Source organism: Paenibacillus thalictri (assembly GCF_004307995.1).
GTDB lineage: Bacteria > Bacillota > Bacilli > Paenibacillales > NBRC-103111 > Paenibacillus_AF > Paenibacillus_AF thalictri.
In genome coordinates, this window is sequence record NZ_SIRE01000015.1 from 155,230 (window position 1) to 172,802 (window position 17,573).

At 52.4% G+C, this 17,573-nt stretch carries 15 protein-coding genes; 1 reads left to right on the forward strand and 14 read right to left on the reverse strand.

Annotated features, from left to right (window positions below; genetic code table 11):
• Positions 1 to 34 precede the first annotated feature (34 nt).
• The 9 genes from EYB31_RS21305 to EYB31_RS21345 form a co-directional block, all read right to left on the reverse strand.
• The gene (locus EYB31_RS21305) at positions 35 to 1,693 is read right to left on the reverse strand and encodes an ATP-binding cassette domain-containing protein (protein WP_131015426.1); all 1,659 of its coding nucleotides are present in this window, start codon (positions 1,691 to 1,693) and stop codon (positions 35 to 37) included.
• Positions 1,690 to 2,688, reverse strand: coding sequence for an ABC transporter permease (locus EYB31_RS21310; protein WP_131015427.1), 999 nt, complete (start codon positions 2,686 to 2,688; stop codon positions 1,690 to 1,692). The genes EYB31_RS21305 and EYB31_RS21310 overlap by 4 nt, the downstream gene beginning before the upstream one ends.
• A complete protein-coding gene (locus tag EYB31_RS21315; RefSeq protein WP_240762685.1) occupies positions 2,675 to 4,324 on the reverse strand; it encodes an ABC transporter substrate-binding protein in 1,650 nt (549 codons plus the stop codon). Before EYB31_RS21315 ends, EYB31_RS21310 begins: the two co-directional genes overlap by 14 nt.
• Before the next feature lie 51 nt (positions 4,325 to 4,375).
• Positions 4,376 to 4,981: a hypothetical protein gene (locus tag EYB31_RS21320; RefSeq protein WP_131015428.1), complete on the reverse strand. Its 606-nt coding sequence runs from the start codon at positions 4,979 to 4,981 to the stop codon at positions 4,376 to 4,378.
• A complete protein-coding gene (locus EYB31_RS21325) occupies positions 4,978 to 5,616 on the reverse strand; it encodes a phosphate starvation-inducible protein PhoH (RefSeq protein ID WP_420819461.1) in 639 nt (212 codons plus the stop codon). Before EYB31_RS21325 ends, EYB31_RS21320 begins: the two co-directional genes overlap by 4 nt.
• A gap of 5 nt (positions 5,617 to 5,621) precedes the next feature.
• On the reverse strand, positions 5,622 to 6,146 hold the full coding sequence (locus EYB31_RS21330; RefSeq protein ID WP_131015430.1) for a hypothetical protein: 525 nt from the start codon (positions 6,144 to 6,146) through the stop codon (positions 5,622 to 5,624).
• 273 nt (positions 6,147 to 6,419) lie between these two features.
• The gene (gene ftsH / locus EYB31_RS21335; protein ID WP_240762687.1) at positions 6,420 to 8,264 is read right to left on the reverse strand and encodes an ATP-dependent zinc metalloprotease FtsH; all 1,845 of its coding nucleotides are present in this window, start codon (positions 8,262 to 8,264) and stop codon (positions 6,420 to 6,422) included.
• Positions 8,265 to 8,411: 147 nt separating this feature from the next.
• Positions 8,412 to 9,101 carry a response regulator gene (locus EYB31_RS21340; RefSeq protein WP_131015431.1) on the reverse strand — a complete coding sequence of 230 codons (690 nt, stop codon included), beginning with the start codon at positions 9,099 to 9,101 and terminating at the stop codon, positions 8,412 to 8,414.
• Positions 9,061 to 10,356 carry a sensor histidine kinase gene (locus EYB31_RS21345; protein WP_131015432.1) on the reverse strand — a complete coding sequence of 432 codons (1,296 nt, stop codon included), beginning with the start codon at positions 10,354 to 10,356 and terminating at the stop codon, positions 9,061 to 9,063. Before EYB31_RS21345 ends, EYB31_RS21340 begins: the two co-directional genes overlap by 41 nt.
• 376 nt (positions 10,357 to 10,732) lie before the next feature.
• On the opposite strand from EYB31_RS21345, the gene EYB31_RS21350 reads away from it, so the two are divergent.
• The gene (locus tag EYB31_RS21350; RefSeq protein WP_165452529.1) at positions 10,733 to 11,575 is read left to right on the forward strand and encodes a nicotianamine synthase family protein; all 843 of its coding nucleotides are present in this window, start codon (positions 10,733 to 10,735) and stop codon (positions 11,573 to 11,575) included.
• A 171-nt stretch (positions 11,576 to 11,746) separates the two neighbouring features.
• Here the strand turns inward: EYB31_RS21350 and EYB31_RS21355 are convergent, their stop codons facing one another.
• The 5 genes from EYB31_RS21355 to EYB31_RS21375 all read right to left on the reverse strand — a co-directional run bounded on the left by EYB31_RS21355 (position 11,747) and on the right by EYB31_RS21375 (position 17,498).
• Positions 11,747 to 12,598 carry an aldo/keto reductase gene (locus EYB31_RS21355; protein WP_131015434.1) on the reverse strand — a complete coding sequence of 284 codons (852 nt, stop codon included), beginning with the start codon at positions 12,596 to 12,598 and terminating at the stop codon, positions 11,747 to 11,749.
• Positions 12,599 to 12,726: 128 nt separating this feature from the next.
• Positions 12,727 to 14,292: an extracellular solute-binding protein gene (locus EYB31_RS21360; RefSeq protein WP_131015435.1), complete on the reverse strand. Its 1,566-nt coding sequence runs from the start codon at positions 14,290 to 14,292 to the stop codon at positions 12,727 to 12,729.
• A gap of 138 nt (positions 14,293 to 14,430) precedes the next feature.
• Positions 14,431 to 15,573 carry an enolase C-terminal domain-like protein gene (locus EYB31_RS21365; protein WP_240762689.1) on the reverse strand — a complete coding sequence of 381 codons (1,143 nt, stop codon included), beginning with the start codon at positions 15,571 to 15,573 and terminating at the stop codon, positions 14,431 to 14,433.
• A 66-nt stretch (positions 15,574 to 15,639) separates the two neighbouring features.
• Complete coding sequence (locus EYB31_RS21370; RefSeq protein WP_131015436.1) at positions 15,640 to 16,521, reverse strand: carbohydrate ABC transporter permease; 882 nt, start codon at positions 16,519 to 16,521, stop codon at positions 15,640 to 15,642.
• A gap of 17 nt (positions 16,522 to 16,538) precedes the next feature.
• Positions 16,539 to 17,498, reverse strand: coding sequence for an ABC transporter permease (locus tag EYB31_RS21375; protein ID WP_131015437.1), 960 nt, complete (start codon positions 17,496 to 17,498; stop codon positions 16,539 to 16,541).
• Positions 17,499 to 17,573 lie beyond the last annotated feature (75 nt).

Here is a 17,573-nt window from a genome sequence, read left to right on the forward strand (position 1 = left end):
TACTCACCTAAATTCATCCGCCCATACAGACCCCTTACCCGTATTGAGGGTACAACCGCTTGCCCTGGCCTAAATAAAGCTGCTTCTGTTCGCCTTGCACCTGCACACCGTCCTGCAGCACGATCATCTCGTCGGAAATATGCAGCGCTGCAGGGATATCGTGAGTAATCAATAGAAGCGTCATGTGGTGCTCTTTCACTTTATGGACCAGCAGATCAAACACTTCCCGTTTCACAATCGGATCCAGCGCCCCCGTAGGCTCATCGGCAATCAGTACCTTCGGTTTGTTCACCAAGGCCAGCGCAATCAGCGCCCTGCTGAGCATACCTCCGCTTAATTGGTGGGGATACAGGTTCATCACATGAGCTCCCAGCTGCACTTCGGCCAGCGCGGCAACCGCCGCGGCATGCTTCTGCTCCTTGCTGGATTGCAACCGCATCGTTTCATAAAACTGCCGGCCAATCGTCATAATCGGATTAAAGCTGTTGCGCGGATCCTGAAAAATATAAGCCGCATCCACCCAGCGCTGCATCGTGCAAGGCTCGTCCCGCAAGTAAATATGATGCCCGTCGATCATCACCGTACCGCTTACCGATATATGCGGCACCAGCCCGTAAATAGTGCGGGCCATCGTGGTTTTGCCCGAACCCGACTCCCCAACCAAGGACGTGATGCTGCCCATCTTCACCTCAAAAGAGATCGGATGAATGATCGTTTTAGCGCCATATGTCACTTGCAAATCACGCACGACAATAGCCGCCGGCTGCTGATCGTCAGCCGCCAAATGGCAGCCGAGCGCAGCCCCGTCGACACAAGGCTCCTCGCAGCCCGTTTTCCGCTCCATCTCTTTCACCGGCACGACGCGGCTCGCTTTGCGATTCAGCGCAGCCGCGAAGCGGTTGCCCGTCATTTTGCTTTCGCCGATCAGCGCCAGTGCCACGGTGACGATCATGATCGCCAGAGCAGGCGGGACGATCATCCACAGCCATGCATCGGTAATAAACGTCTGCGTGCGCGAGAAGGCGTCCTGCAGCATCTTGCCCCACGACACCGAACTGGGATCGCCGATCCCCAGGAAGGACAAGCTGGCTTCCGCCGCTACCGCGGAGCCAAAGGACAATACGAATTTGGCTCGGATCAGCGGCCAAATAAACGGCAGCAGATGCCGGAACAATATATAGCCCGTGCTGGCATGATACATCTGGGCTAACCGGATAAATTCCCTTTCCTTCAGCGAAAGCACCGATGCCCGGATCAGCTTCATATACCCCGGCCACGTCAACAACCCCAACGTGAGAATCAGCTGCCACGTACCGCCCCCGGTAAACGAAGCGACGATCAGGATAAGCAGCAAGGAAGGCAGCACCAGCAGCATGTTGGCCAGGCCGTTCAGCAGCGGGTCCAATCTTCGCGAATAACCGGCCAACAGCCCCAAGCTCACGCTGATCAGCGTGCTGATGATCGCCACCATCAAGCCGGTGTACAACGTTGTTCTGGCGCCATGGACAAGCTGGCTGAATATATCCTGTCCGATCGCATTGGTGCCCAGCCAGTAGTCGGAGGAAGGCGGCAGCAGCCGGCTCGCATCAATCGCAAAAGGAGAAATCGTGCTGACCACCGGCCCGAAAACCGCGACAAGCACAAATACACCGAACAATACCACGCCGACTCGCTGAGACCAGGTGAGCTTCATCTTGGCGTCCCCCTCTTCGCAGCGGTTCGAATGCGCGGATCCAGATATGGATAAATCCAATCGGCAATAAAATTAAGCGCAAGCACAAATAAAGTCATCATCAGAAATAGTCCATGAAGCAGCGGATAGTCCCGCCCCAGAATCGCCTCTTGCAGCAGCTTGCCGATCCCCGGGTAAGCAAACACCGTTTCCACCAAAATGGAACCGGCCATCAAGCCGCCCATACGAATAATAATCATCGTGACCAGCGGCAGCGCCGCATTGCGGGCAATATGCCCCATGACGATAGTCTGCGCACCGATCCCTTTGGCCGAGGCAAATTCGATATACGGTTCATTGCGAACACGAATCGCCTCATTGCGCATCAGCAAATAAATGCCCGCAAGACTGGCTAAGGTCAGCGTTAGCGTCGGCAGCACGGCATGACGAGCGACGTCGATCGCATGATCGATCCACAAATCCGAACGCAAGAACGCCGTTTTTGCTCCGCTCAGCGGGAACCATTTCAGCTTCACCGCCATCCAGATCAGAAAAATCATGCCGATCAAAAACTCGGGAATCGCGCTCAAACCGAGCATCGTCAGAAACAGCCCCCGGTCCCTCCGGCCGGGATACCGCCATGCGGAATACAGCCCTGCCAGCAGGCCGATGACAATCGATAATACGCCCGCCGCTCCCACGATCAGCAGCGTCCATGGCAGCCGCTCCATAATGATGCCGTATACCGGCGCCTTATAAGCAACGGACAAGCCGAAATCAAACGTAAAAACGCCCTGCAAATATTTCACAAACTGCGTGCCGATCGAATCGTTCAGATGATAATATTCCATCATCGCTGCCTTTTGCGCTTCCGTCAGAAATACGACGCCTTCTTCGCCGCCACCCGTTATATATTCAACGGGCCCCCCCGGCAAAAGCCGAGGAAGCCAGAAGTTGAGCAGCAATACGAATACCAATACGAGTAAATACGAACGGTACTTGCTATTTTTTGACATTTATGAAATACACCTTATTTTCCCACAGCGGCATACCGTCAGCGATCCCGCCGAATGTATTCTTGAATTTGTCGAACACTTCGGCTTTGTGAATGTCGTAAAACGGACGGTGATACAGCACCAGCGTAGGCAGCTCTTCGGCAAGCACGTCTTGCATTTTGTTCACAATCTCATGACGTTTTCCTTCGTCAAGCTCCTGCATCTGCTGTTCCGCCAGCTTGTGGAATTCTTCCAGCTGCAGGCTTTTGCCGCGCGAAGACCACATGTTGGCCGCCTTGCCGGAGAACCACAAGCGCAAATAATCGGGGTCGCCGCTTGCACCGATATGGCCGGTCAAAGCGATATCGTATTTATTTTCGCCAAGCGCCGTCGCGAATGCAGCCGCATCCAGCTGAACCAGATTCAGCTCAATGCCGACCTTCTTCAGCATTTCCTTCATCATGGTCGCATCCGGCATCGTAGAGGAGGTCATCACGCTTAATTTCAAATCCTCGCGAACGCCGTTTGCATTTTTCTTATAACCGAGCTCGTCCAATATTTTTTCGGCTTGCGCTGGGTCATAAGGGTATTGCTTCACGTTTTTGTTATACCAAGGGGAGTCCGTCGGCACTACGCCGGCGCTGCCAACCATCGGCTTGCCTCCCGTAATTTTCGACGAAATTTCTTCACGGTTCAGCGCGTACGCCAGCGCCTGACGCAGCCGTTTGTCGCCTAATTTCGGATGATCCAGGTTGAACGAAATCCGCACGACACTGCCTGTCGGCTCGCTTTTGATCGTTTTGAAGCCGGCTTTCTCCGCCGTCTGCACATCGGCATAACTGGACGTGTACGTTTCGTCGATTTCGCCGTTTTGCAGAGCCAGCAGCTTATTGGAAGCAGCCACGAAGGCAACTTCCTTCACCATCACTTGACCTTTGAAAAATTGCTCATTAGCTGCAAACAAATACTGTCCGGTTGCCGAGTCGTATTTTTTCAGCTTATAAGGGCCTGTTCCGACCAGAGCCGCATCGTCGCGGTATTCAGCCGGCTTGGTTACCTTCTCCCACACATGCTTGGGGATAATCGGCACAATGCCGACCAAATCGCTCAGGAACGGCGCGTACTTGTTGTTCAGATGGAACACCACCGTCAAATCGTTCACTTTATCCACGCTTTTGATTTGGCTAATGTCGCCGTTCCAGTTAAACGGATATGTTTTGTAATAGTTGAAGCTGAATACGACGTCATCCGCAGTGAAGGCTTGGCCGTCATGCCATTTGACGTTCTCTTCCAGCTTAAATGTATAGGTCAGCCCGTTGTCGGTCACATCCCACGACTTCGCCAGCCACGGAATAACGCCTTTGTCATCCTTCCACGTCAACGTGTCGAAAATAAACGAATTTCTCAAATAACCGAAAGGACCCGACGCGCTAAAAGCAAATGGAGACGGGTAACCGTTGTTTGAACCGGCAATTTTCAAAATATCTACGGCAGCCGCCGTGCTCGCCGCCGGAGCCGTGTCGGCTGCGGGCGTGTTTTTCGCCGGCGTGTCGTTTGCGGTTGAACCGCTTGCGCCGTTCCCGGCGGAGCATCCCGCAGCAAACAATGCCAAACTTAACATCATCAAAGCCGCTGGCTTATGCATCTTTTTCAACATGAATGTTCTCTCCTTGTATTCATCGTTCTCTCTTGTCTGCGCGCCTCTCGCTTAAATCCGGCCCTCAGCCAGCCATGGCAGAAATCCGTCCAAAAACCGTTCCGTTGCAGGCATAAAATACGAGCCGTAATGATACTCGGGATCCAGTGTTGTCAAAATGAGCGTGCCCGGCGTGCTTTTTTTATCCACATACATAATCGAGCCGTCGTTCTCAATTTCGATCAACGACTCCACTTCCGTCTTGGGGAAAAATACCCCGTGATAATGCCAGGTTGCGTCTTCCAAATTAATGTAGCGGAACAAATCGTGTTCCGGCTGCGTCATGACCAGACCGCTTTTGGCGCCCGGTTCAAGCCACCACCAAAAATTGGTCGCACGAAACTCCCAGTGATGTCCGGGGAACCAGTCCTGATGTTGTCCGCCCAAAGCGACGACGGTTTTGCCGCTATCCAGAAAGCCTTGAATTTGATTCATATGACGCGTAACTTGCTCCTGGTGGAGCTGCGATGGGACGATCAGCACATCAAACCGGCTCAGATCCGCTTGGGCAAGCTTGGGCAAATACAACAGCTCGGCGATATACTCAGCGTATTTCGGCTCCGTAAACGTCCGATGCTGGTGCGAGCTGCCCGAGTAAAGAACGGCTATTTTTCTCAAGCTTGTACCCCCCTCGTCTGCAACGCCTGGTGCTCTTCAAAGAGAAATTGCGCGAATTGCGCGCCAATCCGTCCCCCGCTGTGATTGTTGTGGCGGTACTTCAGAAGATTGCGGCCTGCGTGAACCACGATGGTTCCTTTCGTGCTGAACCGGTCGATATAGGTAATCGGCTCTTCCCCGGCAAGCCTCAGCAGCACCTCCGCTCCTTCCGGAACAGGATGATGCCCCCGGCTGAAGAAACCGGCCACCCCTTTGTTATAAGTAATATCCTCCGACTTCACGCCCGCAAAGATCGGATGATCCAATACGGTCACCGTATAATCGTGGTGATTGCGGATGGTCTTCGGGACAAATAACGAAGCTCCGGGAATCCAGGGCCGGAATAAATGTCCGCTGAAAAACAGAATATTGCCTTGGTCCAAAAAAGCTCGAACTTGGTCCTTTTGTTCCAGCATCAGTTCCTGGTCGATAAATTCATCGATAACGAGAAACTTATGCCCTGCCCCAAGCAAGTCGTACGAGGGCAGATCGTATTGGTCAAGAACCTTGGTAGCCGGATCGTCCTGCCCGTTGCGAACGGTTTGTTCGCTGAAGACGGCGCCTGAGTCAAGCAGGAGAAAGTCTGCTGCTGTCACGGGGCTCATGACAATCTTTTAACCTCAAGCAGCTCATCTTGCGGCAGCGCCAGCGCCTTCTCGCACAACGATGCTTTGAGCGCTTCGTTCGCTGCGGTATCCTCCGGCGTCATCGTGCCTTCTCTGCCTTTTTTCAAATACTCGTAAAACACGGACGGCAAAAAGTCCGGTTTCAGCGCAACCTCTACCGACGCCCCTTGCGCATCGGAAATGACGTACGCATAAGACTGCGGACGGTACGGATCGTATTGAGCCACGGGATAGTTGACATCGACCTTATACGCCCCGCGTGTCACTGCCCGTGTTGTATATTCGAACGCATCGCGAAAACCCGGGCCTGCATGGCCGGATTGCACGGACAAGCTGCTGCGTTCCGGAGCTTCCTCGCCGTACAATTCCGCAAGTGCGGCCTGAACCGCACGGAAACCAACGCCAATTGCCATTAAGGCCAGATTGCCATGATAATTGCGAAGCTCGGAAAATTGCAAAGTTAAAACTTCTCCACGATCTTTTATTTTGAGTGATGACATAAACGGCACGCCCCCAGTGATATTGATTATCATTCTAGTTTAAGATTATACGCCCAGTGATATTGATTATCAACATCATTCGATACCTGTTTTGCCTCAATATGTGACCGTTTTATGAAGTCATTTTTTCTCAATGGAATGATTTATACGGATGCCCATAAAGAGGAAAGACCGCCCGATAAAATTGAACCACACCTCCCATGTTAGATGATGTCTGACAATGGGGGTGCAGTGCAAATCACCGGACGGTCCTGATGGGGACGTTAAAATGCATTACTCCGCGGCAGATGGTTCACGCTGTAAAATACCCATGAATTCCTCTCCCGATATGGTTTCCTTCTCCATTAAATATTTCGTAATTTCATGAAGTTTTTCTTTATTTTCCTCTAAGATGCGAATCGCTTCCTGATGGCAGCTTCGGATGATTTGCAGCACCTCGTCGTCGACTTTGGAAGCTGTCCCCGCTGAAACCAGCATCGAAGTATCGCCGCCCAAATAAGGGTTGTTGACCGTTTCCAGCGCCATCATATCAAACGTTTCGCTCATGCCGAACCTTGTCACCATCGCTCTAGCAATCTTGGTAGCCTGCTCTATGTCATTGGAAGCGCCTGATGTAATGCGGTTAAAAATAATTTCTTCCGCGGCGCGTCCTCCCATAAAAGTGGTGATTTTGTCCAAGGCTTGCTCCTTGGACATTAAGACCGTTTCCTGCTCGTCCACCTGCATCGTGTAGCCCAGAGCGCCGGAAGTCCGCGGAATAATCGTAATTTTGTGTACGGGTGCGGAATGGCTCTGTTTGGCCGCGACCAAGGCGTGCCCCACTTCATGGTAAGCGATCGTCAGTTTGTCCTTCATGGAAATAAGCACATTTTTCCGCTGGTAGCCGGCAATGACGATCTCGACGCATTCTTCCAGGTCATTTTGCGTCACCTGGCTGCGGCCCATTTTCACAGCCCGCAATGCGGCCTCGTTGACAATATTGGCAAGATCGGCGCCGGACGCCCCGGAGGTTGCCCTGGCAATCACGTGAAAATCGATGTCGCCCGCCATCTTTACCTTTTTGGCATGCACCTTTAAGATGGCTTCCCGCCCCGCCAAATCCGGCAGTTCCACAGGAACCCGGCGGTCGAACCGCCCCGGCCGGAGCAGCGCTTTATCCAGCGTTTCCGGGCGATTGCTGGCCGCCAGAATGACGACGCCTTTGTCCGCATCAAATCCGTCCATTTCGGTCAGCAGTTGGTTTAACGTTTGCTCCCGCTCGTCGTTGCCGCCGGCAATACCGCCGGAATTGCGGCTTTTCCCGATGGCGTCGATTTCATCGATAAAAACGATACATGGCGCCTTCTCTTGCGCTTGTTTAAACAAATCCCGCACCCGAGCCGCACCCATCCCGACAAACATCTCCACAAACTCGGAGCCCGATATGGAGAAGAAGGGGACCTTCGATTCACCCGCCACCGCTTTGGCCAGCAGCGTTTTGCCCGTCCCCGGAGGACCTACCAACAGTGCGCCTTTGGGGATATTCGCGCCGATCTCCGAATATTTCTTCGGGTTATGCAGAAAATCGACGATTTCCTGCAGCGCTTCCTTGGCCTCGTCTTGCCCCGCCACATCAACGAAGGTAATGCCGCTTTGCGCTTCGACGTATACCTTGGCGTTGCTTTTTCCGAAAGACAATACGTTGCCTCCGCCCATTCGCCCTCCCATCTTCTTCATCAGCCATTGCCCCAACGCTAGAAAGATTAGAAACGGGAGAATCCAGGTCAGAAAAAAGCTTAATATCGGCGACGTTTCTTTCGGGACGATACGCGCGAACGCGACATTGGCTTCGTACAGCCGGTCCACCAGCTTCGGGTCCTCAATGGCGCCCGTCTTAAACATTTTTGCTTCCGTCGTATCCACCGGAGTAAAAACGATCACATTATTTTGGATTTCGACCTGCTTAATCTTGCCTTCCTGCACCATCCGAAGGAATGTGCCGTAATCGACTTCCTTCACCGAATAGTCGTAGATGGCCGGGAAGATGAAAGCATTCGCCAGTAAAATAACTAGCAAAATGATCCCGTAATAATAAAACAGCGGCTTTTTAGGCGGCTTGATCTCATTCATATTTTTCATCGGCACTCGCTCATTTCGTTCGCAGATTCGTTTCAAGCCTTATTCCTGCCATAAAATTCAAGCTTAGTATTCGCAGGCCGGACAGATGTATACTCAAAAAACAAAACCCGACGAACAATCCGTCAGGTTCAGATGAATGAATATACATTACTGCACCATACCTTGGCGAATCGCATAAACGACCGCTTGGGTGCGGTCATCGACCGCCAGCTTCTGCAAAATCCGATGGACGTGCGCTTTCACCGTACCTTCGGAGATCGTCAGCTTCACGGCGATCTGGTCGTTCCGCAGCCCATATGCCATCTGCTGCAGCACCTCCAGCTCCCTGCCGGTCAGCGGCTCCAGCAGGCAAGCGTCCGAATGCTCCTTATACGCCGCAGTCAAACCGCCCGTTTCCCGTTCGCTCAGAACGTCGGATAACGCTTGACCCGCTTTGGCCGTACGGTACACCGCTTCGCCGCGGTATGCGGATCGTATCGCCTGCAGCATATCCTCGGAATCGGCATCCTTCAGCAAGTAACCTACAGCCCCGGCGCGAATACCTTCATATACATATTCCTGCACATCAAATGTGGTCAAAATGACAATTTTCGTGTCAGGCAGCGCATCTATAATTTGTTTAGCCGCCTCGATTCCGGTCAACTTAGGCATCTGCACATCCATTAAGACGACATCCGGCTTCGATGCAAGGCATCGCTCCACTGCCGCTTCGCCATCCGCCGCCTCCCCAACCACTTCCATGTCGGGCTGCAGCCGGATGACATACCCCAGTCCTTGCCGAATCATGGTCTGATCGTCAACGAGCAGGATGCGTATGTTCTGCAGCGGTTCCTCCATCACGTGATTCCTCCTCTACCGTTAAAGGGATTTGTACTTTAATCTTTAGCCCGCTAGGCTGCCCCGCAGTCCATTCGCAGCTCCCGCCAAGAGCTGCCGCACGCTGCTTCATCCCCTGCATGCCAAAGCCGAGCTGCAGTTCCCCCGCTTGGGCCAGCTTGCCGTTGTCGGCAATCTCCATATATACTCCGTCTTCCCGTTTATGGAGCTCGACATGAACGGAAGCGGCTTCGGCGTGTTTCGTAATATTCGTTAGAGCCTCCTGCAAAATCCGGTACAGCGCAATAAGCACTCCGGAAGGCAGTTCCAGCCTTTCATCTACCTGGAAGCGGCATTGTAAGCCGGTGTGGATTTGCGTTTGCGATACAAGCGCACGAAGCGAGTCGAGGCCAATACTTGGCCCGTCGTCAGCAAGTGCATGCACAGATGTGCGGATATCCTGTAGGCTTTGCCGGGCGACGGCCAGCATATTTTTCACCGCTTCGCGGGCCTCATCGGGGCCATTCGCCACCATATACTGCACGGCTTGCAGCTGCACGATCAGCGAGGTCAGGCTGTGTCCCAACGAGTCGTGGATATCCCGGGCAATCCGGCTGCGCTCCTCAAGCACCGCATGATGCATCGACACCACCGCCGCCTCCTGCAGCTCCGCATGCGCCTGCTGCAGCGCTTCTAAATGCCGCCGCGTCCGTCTGTGAAATTCGTTCCGTTCCACAAGACCACGAACGCCAAAATACACGCCGGCAATACTAACCAAATTCCACATCCGGTTTTCCAACGAAACGGGAAACATAAAGGACAACAAAACCATTTCCGCAACAATCCCGCCGGCTATCCACGGAATATACCGTTCTCCGGTCCGGCTGGCCATAAAGCCCACCAGGATCAGCTGAAGCGTTACGTTCCAATATCCGGAATGGAAAACCGTTACATTAAGCGTATGCATCAATGCGATAACCAGCGAGATCAGCGCTATTCCCCGCAAGCTGTACGTCTTTCCGCGCGGAAACCAAAACAACAGCAAATACCCGAACAGGCAAAGCCACTCAATCCAGGAAGGGGGCGACAATGGGTCCTTAAATGAGTTATGTACGGCTACAGCCACCGCAATGTATGAACCTGCGGTTCTTACCCATATCGTTCTTTTCGAGCGGACCGGCAAGGCGTCTGTATTTTGATGCTCCTCTGCGGACATAGTTTCACGTTCCTTCTTCACATCAATCTCACTGCGATAAATCCCCGTTCGTGTATCCATATAGCACAGAAGGCATGATGGTCTCTCCGACGCTATTTTAATATAAATTTTTTCTAATTGACAACACACAAAACAATTTGGCTAACCGCGGTTGCAGATGTTTACAATTTCTTTGTGAATATCCTCTTCTGTGGATATGTTTATATATTCACCTTGATTTATACACAATGAGGCTTAAAAGGCTGTGTGGATTGTGTATAACCCTGTGTATAACTGCTTATTTGTTCACCTTGCAATGGCCGTGAGCGTTCTTTTATCCCACAAGTGATAATGATTATCAATGTTGGGCATAATGGGTAACAGCCCGAATCGGGCTCACTATCCCCTATCCATTAAACTTTGTTTATTAAAGAAAGGTAACCGCATGTACGGGCAAATGAACACATCCATGGAAGCCACAGCCGACGTGCTCGGCAAATACAAATTAATGTTAGGCATGAAATCGCTTGACTATGAAATCAAGGAGTTAACCGATTACTCCAAGTCTTGCTGTGACTGTTACGTGCTGTTGAAAGACCGGATTGACAGATTAAGCAGCTTTATGATGGACGAAGAAAATGAGAGCGCTTGGAGGATCTATGGCGATTGCGAAGACGTGAAAACGTATGCCGAAAAGCTGAGGGAAAGCTCCGTGCAGGCGCTTTGCGATATGGAGAAATACCATTCCAGCTGCATTTGCGATAAGAAACAGAACATTCAAGGGTATCTGTCCACTCTATCCGACGCGGTTAGAGGAGAGCTTGTCCGTTACGGCATTACCGGGAACTCCAAAGTTCTGTTCATTGGCGCGGGCGCTTTCCCGTTGTCTTCATTGACCATCGCCAAAGACACCGGCGCTGCCGTTCTCGGACTCGATATCGACGCCGAAGCCGTGCAATTGGCCAGACGTGTAGCCGGAGCCTCTGGACTTAACGACAAAGTCGGATTTACGGAGAAACGCGTTCATGAGCTTTCTTTTGCGCAAGACGCCACACATGTGATTATCGCTTCGCTGGTTAAATCCAAATTGGCACTACTCGATGAGCTGCGAGCTGTCATTCAGCCGGAGGCCAAAGTGATTCTCCGTTATGGGAACGGCTTGAAGTCCATCTTTAACTACCCGCTGGAAACGCATTTGGAAGACGATTGGATTACTTCCAAGCTTCCTTCGCACGGAACGTTGTATGATTCCATTATCCTGAAGAAGCAGCCAAGCCAAGCGCGCGTCAAATCTTCTTAAGGACCAAAAAAACACCGGCCCTAATAGAACGCTGCTGAAAAAGCAAACGCTGGAGCTTCTGCAGACTGCTTTCGCTCATTGCGCTGCTTTTTCGGCGGCCCCCTATTAACCGGTGCTCAGGTGCGTATTGGTGACTTCTCCCTGCGGCCGTACCGCCGCAGTTTCCCTTCCTCAATAATAGGTAAACATACGCCCAATATCGACCCGTCCCGACAGGTTGTCGCAAATTGCGACGTTTTTCCGGACTTCATCGGCGTTTCTCATCCCGATTAAAGCGACATCGACATGAGGATTGGAAAGCACGAACTGAATAAGCGCTTCGGTGTAATCAAACTGGTTATCCGGGTGAACCATCGCCATCCACCGCTGAAAAACACCCGATGTAAAAGCACGCATCACGGCAATGCCCAGCCCGGCCTTCTCCGCTTCCAGGATGCTGCCGAATGGCCGGTTCGGATCATACGGATGCTGCATGCATATGTTGTAGCAAATCTGCATGATATCAAACTGCCCGCACTGGATAAAATCGTACACCGCCCGGTTGGAATCCTCGCTGGTAAACCCGATAAAACGCACCAAGCCCTCTTCCTTAAGCCGGATCATCTGCTCCAATATGCCTTCTTCCCGTACTCGCCGCACATCCGCATCGCTGTAGCTGGTACCGTGAAACTGGAAGAAATCGAGCCGGTCCGTCTGCAGCCGCTTCAGGCTCTGTTCAAGGGAGCGCCGCAGCTCGTCTGGAGGGCACAGCTTCGCTTTGCTGGCAAGAAACACCTTGTCGCGGCTGCCCTTCAGCGCATAACCGATCAATTCTTCGCTTTTGCCGCTGCCGTACCCCGGCGCCGTATCGAAATAATTGATACCCGCTTCCAGCGCAGCGTCGATCGCTTCGATAATACGGTCATTGTTGTCAGCCAGATGCGGATCATACTGCATCAAATAATTGGTCAATCCCGCCGGAGCGCCTCCGAAGCCGATACGGCTTACGCGCACCCCCGTTTTTCCGAATTCCGCATATTCCATGTGATCCCGCTCCTTTTTCCCGATTCAGCCGTTCCGTCATCCGCAAGCCGGCCGCACAGCAAAGAGGCAAGGAATCCCTTACCTCTTCGCAAGCTGCAAGATGGCCTGCGTGCGGAGTGAATCAAAGCTTACTTCTGCTCCAGCCGCTTTTTGTACTCTACGTTGATTTCATCAGTGATCTTCTGGTAGTTCGGATCTTTCTTCAGCGAGTCGATGTATTTATCCCAGTCTTCCAAAGACACTTTCCCGATGATCGCTTGCGTTTTCATATCGGCAAATTTCTTCGTGTAGTCCGCGCCCATCTTGATTTCCGTATCGGACACGAGACCGATCGCCGGGTCGCCGACGGAAATTTTCGCTCTTTCTTCGGCGATTTTCATGTTCCGTTGGTAAATCTCTTTAGGCATGCCGGCGGCGTATTGCCACAAATCAACTACCGGCGTGCTGAACATTTTGCCCCATGTTGCCGTACCTACGCTGTCCGCCACCGCTTTATCGTTGGACACCTTGATGCCATCGTTTACCGCATAATGAACATCTTTAATGCCATACAACGTCAGATCGAGCCCTTCGCCGCCCGAACCGTAATTGACGAATTTCAAAATCGCCTTCATCTTGTCTTCCGGCACCGATTTCGGTATCGCCAGCACGCCGTTCATGCCTGTGCCTTGCGAAACATAAGGCTTGCCTCCCGGCTTGGCGGCAATGGAAACCATCGGTGTCCATTCCACCTTCGGGTTTTTCTTCCATTGATCCATCGTATACCGGAACAGCGCCTCAGGGGTTTCATTCGTAATTCCGGCTCTGCCGCTGGTCGCGAGTTCCCAATACTGGTTTTCTTTCAGCACCGGGAAATCTTGCGGGATCAGCCCTTCCTGGAACAATTTGCGCTGATACAGGATCGACTCTCTCATCTCCGGCTGAAGATACATGTTCACCAGCTTGCCGTCCACCGCTTTCCACTTGCCGATGGTGCCCAGGAACACTTCGTCAATGACCCCAGAGCCGCGCATCGTGTATCCGACCGTGTCTTTCATCCCGTCCGGCGCATTTTCCTTAAACGCTTTCATGACCGTGTACAGCTCATCCATATTGGTCGGCATTTTCAGCCCCAGCTTATCCAGCCAATCTTTGCGGATATCGAAAAATCCGCCTCCGTCCAAAGGCCGCCCCGCAGGAACGGCGAAATTTTTGCCGTCGATCTTGGTGTTTTCCCACGTCTTTTTATTGATCGCCACCAGATTCGGGTAGTCCTTAATATACGGCGTCAAGTCCCAGAAGGCTCCTTGCTTCACCATTTGCCGGAAAAGCGGCGTCGTGATGCTTGGAATTTTGATCAGATCGGGAAGATCGCCGGCCGCCAGCGCCACGTTGACACGGTCTGCATAGTCGCCGCCCGGAATCCATTGCACGGTCAGCTTGGTGTTCGTCTTCTTCTCGAATTCTTTCTGAACGGGATTGTCCGCGCCGGGAGGCTGAGCGATCGTAAAGTCGGTCATGATGCGGATCTCGGTTGGCTTGGCCGGCGCTTTGGCTTCTTCTTTGGCCGGCGCAGAAGGCGCTGCTCCATCTTTCGCCGGAGCCGAAGGCGCTGACGAGGAACAAGCTGCCACCAGAGAAGAACATGCGACCATTGCGGATAAAACGAGAAATGCTTTGCGCTTCATCAACAGAGTGCTTTTATCGTTATTCATGCTTCACTCATCTCCCATACATATAGTTAATGACCTATTGCGGCAGAAGGCGCAGCCGGTACCGCCGCTAAGACGGGCATAGCCGCCGCCACAGACTTTTTAGCTACTGCCGTTACAATGCCGTTGGAGCCTCTACCGCTACACCGTCCAGCCGCTTTCGCTCACTTTGCTTTCATAATAAGCGTCGTCCACGTGCAAACCAAACCCCGGAGACGAAGGCACGGCAATTTTACCGTCCTTGACGCTGTAACCGGATGTGTCGATGCCCGGAATTTGCGCCTCATCCCATTCGACGTACATGAAACCTTCGATGGCCGGATACACCTGCGCGGAGGCATAGTTGCCGTAGAAACCGCCGTAGTTGTGCGGTGCCGCCTTGACTCCGGATTTAGCCAATCTCTTCGCCAATACCAGCCAGTTCACAACCCCATAATCCCTCAGGTCATATTGAATCGCATCGATTAAACCTTGCTCGGCCCATTCCACTATCGGTTTGGCCGCCAGCCCTTCGCCGTCGGTAATGAGCACGTTCAGCTTTTGCTCGGCCATCCAATCCTGCAGATTGCGGTACAATCTGTCGTCCTCGTGAAATGCTTCTTCAATCCACAACAGGTTGGAATGCGCCGTCTCTTTCAGCACATGTTTGGTCAAGTTCAGATTATAACCGTTGTTCGCATCAATCGCTATGCCACAGTGCGGGCCGACCGCTTCCCGGATGCCGTTTACGATGGCAATATCTCTTTGCGTGCCTTCCATAAGGTCCATATGCATCGCGCCTCGGCCGACTTTGATTTTAAAGGCGCGGAAACCTGCGTTATACCCCGTCATCGCTTCTTCCTGGAGTAGCGCAACCGCATCGGCTTCGGATTTCAGATGCAGATCGTCAAAATAAAGCGACGTGTCATAACCCGGCACTTCCAGCGGTTCTGCCCATGTCCGGCCGCTCAGCAGCTCATACACCGGGATGCCCCTAACTTTGGCGAGCCAGTCAATCAGTGGAAATTGAATGCTTTGGAACCGCTCCTTCACCCACATCTCCTCGCAAAAGATGTCGCTTACCGAAGCGCCGACAAGCGCTGCAGCAGCTTCGTGCGAGACCCGGGACCAGCCGTAGCCCGTAACGCCTCCGATCGTAATCCGCACCAAGGGACAGCTCACTTCCTTGCCGTGTACGCCCAGTCTTGCATTGCAGCCGGCCAATCTCCGGCGCTCGCCTTTCATGACCACCTGCTCCATTTTGTCGATACGCCAATCTTTCTCCAAATCATTAAAGCTGATCATGTTACCAATCTCCTTTTGCGCGTATTTATATTTGGTTGGCGGCCCTGCCGGATGCGTCGGATGCGATCATCCTTTGACAGAACCTAACATAACACCCTTCGTAAAATGCTTCTGCAAAAACGGGTACACCAGCAAAATCGGCAGCGTGGACACCACAACGGCGGCCATCTTGATCGTTTGCGTCGGCAGCTGCTTATCCGAAGCCATCTCCACCGCCGACGCGCCGCCGACAGCGGTATCGGAGTCAATCAGCATGTTGCGCAGCACAATCTGCAGCGGCACCTTCGTGAAATCGTTGATGTACAGCACGGCGTTAAAAAACGTATTCCAGTAAGCGACGGCGTAAAACAACCCGAAAGCGGCCAGCGACGCGGCCGAAAGCGGCAGGATGACCCGGAAGAAAATGCTCAGGTCATTGCAGCCGTCAATCATGGCGGCTTCCTCCAGCTCAGCGGGAATGCTGTCAAAGAAGCTTTTCATCAAGATGACATACCAGCCGCTGGTCAATACCGGCACGATCAACGACCATACGCTGTTGATGAGACCCAGGTCACGCACAAGCAGATAAACGGGAATAATCCCCGGATTAAACAAAATCGAAAACATCACCAGCAGCAGCAGCGTTCTTCTCCCGCGCAGCCGTTTCCGGGACAGCCCAAACGAGAACGCCGAGGTGATCATCAAGCTCAGCAAGGTTCCGACCGTAGCCAGAAATGCGCTCACCCCGGTAGCGCGGATGAAAGCTGAAGTCGAGAGCAGGTACTCGTAAGCGCCGATGCTCCATTTGCTTGGAAACAGGACAAAACCGTATTTCTCGATATATTCGCTAGGTTCTGTGAAAGAAACGACAAACACATAATACAAGGGGAATAACGTGACGATGCCGATCACCACCAGCAAAATCACATTGGCGATCCCCAAGAGGCGATCCCCGTAGCTTTCTCTCATGGCTTTACCTCCTTTGCTTAATACACGCCTTCTTCGCCAAACCGTTTGGCCAACCAGTTGGAGCCAACCACAAGCACAAGACCAATAACCGACTTGAACAGTCCGACCGCCGTCGTATAGCTGAATTGGCCTTGCTGAATCCCATTGCGGTATACGTAGGTCTCGAACACGTCCGCCACGCCTGCCACCGCGCCGTTGCTCATCAGGAACACCTGCTCGAAACCGACGTCCATAATATGGCCAAGGCGCAATATCAGCAGGATGATAATCACGTTGCGGATGCCCGGCAGCGTGATATGCCACATTTGCCGGAGCCGGTTGGCGCCGTCAATCTTAGCCGCTTCATAGAGCTGCTGGTCGATGCCCGTCATGGCGGCGAGAAATATAATCGTGCCCCAGCCTGTGTCCTTCCATATGTTCTGCCCGGTCAGAATGCCCCAGAAAAAATTCGGATTAGTCAAAAAATCAATTTTGGCAAACCCGGCGTATTGAAACAGCATGTTAATGATTCCATTGGTCTGCGACAGCAGCAAGAACGTGATGCCCGCGATAATGACCCAAGACAGAAAGTGCGGCAGATATACAATGGACTGGATCGTTCGTTTAAAATACTTGCTGGCGACTTCATTCATACATAGAGACAACACGATCGGCAGCGGGAAGAAGAAAACAAGACTGAGCAAGCTGATCATCATCGTGTTGCGAAATAATAGGAAGAAGTCGGGATTTTCGAAAAACCGCACGAAATTTTCTAGCCCCACCCATGCGCTTTTAAACACACCCATGTAAGGCGAATATTCCTGGAAGGCGATAACCAGCCCCCACATCGGGTAATATTTAAACAACAGAAAATACACAATCCCCGGGAGCACCAATAGATACAAATATTTGTCGCGCTTCAATTCAGACCATAACGAAGTTTTGGTTTTACTTTGCGTCAGCGATTGCCGCTTGATCTTCGCCGTTTGGTAATCCATGTACCATCCTCCATCTTTGATAATGTTGTGCCGATAGCTTAAAGGTAAGGCCCGTTCCTGTGGAGCGCAATAATA